Origin of the sequence: Tateyamaria pelophila (assembly GCF_019966495.1) — a bacterium.
In the GTDB taxonomy this organism is placed as follows: domain Bacteria; phylum Pseudomonadota; class Alphaproteobacteria; order Rhodobacterales; family Rhodobacteraceae; genus Tateyamaria; species Tateyamaria pelophila.
The window spans coordinates 1-2,023 of the sequence record NZ_JAIMIA010000280.1 but is presented as its reverse complement, the minus strand read 5'-3'; the positions used below and the strand labels follow the sequence as shown (position 1 = coordinate 2,023).

General features: G+C 56.0%; 3 protein-coding genes. 1 reads left to right on the top strand and 2 read right to left on the bottom strand.

The window, feature by feature from the left end; all coding sequences use genetic code 11:
* The coding region (locus LC354_RS27625) for a transposase (protein WP_223421634.1) at positions 1-410 on the bottom strand (410 nt) is incomplete at its 3' end.
* Positions 411-917: 507 nt separating this feature from the next.
* Complete coding sequence (locus LC354_RS27620; RefSeq protein ID WP_223429130.1) at positions 918-1,301, bottom strand: hypothetical protein; 384 nt, start codon at positions 1,299-1,301, stop codon at positions 918-920.
* A 150-nt stretch (positions 1,302-1,451) separates the two neighbouring features.
* Here LC354_RS27620 and LC354_RS27615 point away from each other — a divergent pair.
* Positions 1,452-2,023: transposase (locus LC354_RS27615; RefSeq protein ID WP_223429129.1), on the top strand; the 572-nt coding region annotated here is incomplete at its 3' end.

The window sequence follows — 2,023 nt, the reverse complement described above, 5'->3', positions numbered from 1 at the left end:
TCAGACAGAGCCGCCCGGTTCTCTGCGGTCGCCAGTCCCTCGGTCTCGAACCGGCCCATCTGCGACGTGGATGCGGCATGCGCATCGACGGCACGGCCACCGACAACCTGGCGCATCACGGGATCGAGCGCGAGACGGTCGGCGTCATTGACGTCCCCGTATCCTGCCAACCGGCCGTAGACCGATTGCCGAAACAGCCCGTCGAGCCGGTGGATCGTGTTCTTGCCACGGCGATTATCGCACAGGGCAGCAGACGCCAGATTGGACAGACCGAGCGCGTCATCAAGCTCGCGCATCACCAGAAGGCCGCCATCCGAACTGAGCTGAGCGCCCCGGAATTCCAGCCGCACGCGAGGGTCAAAATCCACACGATCTGCCCGCTGCAAGCCCGCACCCTCTGGGTGATCCATGAAACACATCCTCCGCAGCAACCAACGCCATGATATATATAGAAAATATCACGTTCAAGACAGCGAAATCAGAGATCTACTTGGGGAATGCGGGCTTGGGTTTAGCCTGCCAACAATAGCTGTCGCCGCATTCGCTCTGATCCTCAGCGTTGTACTGTTTGTTGCGGACATACTTCCGAGTTCCGTGCGCTTCGGATCAACTAGCCTGCTGATCTTTGCCCTGGCCCTCGCTCTGTACTGGGCATGGCGAGGATGGGCATTGTCGGGCCAACACGAATACCGAGATTCGAGCGAGACAAGATGGGCGCGCTTCCGTCGCAGCAGCACGACTCGCATCTCTGTCCTGATGTTGACAGCTATGACTGGTTCGGCATGCTTTTTTGCGATGAACGCGGGGCACGCGTTGTTCATCGCAGAATAGCCAAAACTCATCCGTTTCAGTCACCGGCAGATAGGACCGTTTCGTGCCGTGACATCCACAAGCTAAGATATGGCACGCTGGTTAACTCATACATGCATACACCCATAGATGCAGCTAAGTGCGCCTACCGCTTGCCAAACACCATGCTGATTTATGCAGTTCCTAACATCCTTGCGAGACTTTGCCTTCTTTAAACAATCCACCTTTGGACCCGCACCAGTGACAATGCCCGAAAGGCAGCCCGCAAGACAGATACCAGATGCAACATTCTGAGCGGTAACTTGTAAGGAGAAATTTCCGTCTGTCTGTTGGACGTGCCAAATCGCTTCTGCATCCGAAGGGCCGTGGTTTTCTCGCCTAACCGTTACGGTGAATTTGTCTGGTTCGTTTTCATTTTCCATGAAAGCAACCTCAAGTTCAGCGGCAACCTCGCCATCGATAGATAGATTAATAGACTTTCTGAAGCTCATGTGTTTTCCTTAAAATGGTTAAGCTGAGATTTTACAGCTGCTTAGATACCTAGTAACCCGCATTCCCCAAGTGGATCTCTGATTTCGCTGTCTTGAACGTGATATTTTCTATATATATCATGGCGTTGGTTGCTGCGGAGGATGTGTTTCATGGATCACCCAGAGGGTGCGGGCTTGCAGCGGGCAGATCGTGTGGATTTTGACCCTCGCGTGCGGCTGGAATTCCGGGGCGCTCAGCTCAGTTCGGATGGCGGCCTTCTGGTGATGCGCGAGCTTGATGACGCGCTCGGTCTGTCCAATCTGGCGTCTGCTGCCCTGTGCGATAATCGCCGTGGCAAGAACACGATCCACCGGCTCGACGGGCTGTTTCGGCAATCGGTCTACGGCCGGTTGGCAGGATACGAGGACGTCAATGACGCCGACCGTCTCGCGCTCGATCCCGTGATGCGCCAGGTTGTCGGTGGCCGTGCCGTCGATGCGCAGGCCGCATCCACGTCGCAGATGGGCCGGTTCGAGACCGAGGGACTGGCGACCGCAGAGAACCGGGCGGCTCTGTCTGATCTGAACGGCCAATGGATTGACCGGTTTCATGACCGCAACGGGCTGAAGTATATTGTGCTGGACATGGACAGCTCGGTCAGCCCGACACATGGGGACCAAGAAGGCGCAGTCTGGAACGGACATTTCGACTGCACCTGCTATCACCCGAACTTCCTGTTCAA

Coding starts and splice junctions, on each gene's coding strand:
- LC354_RS27620 (WP_223429130.1), bottom strand. CDS start 1,301: ATGAGCTTCAGAAAGTCTATTAATCTATCTATCGATGGCGAGGTTGCC.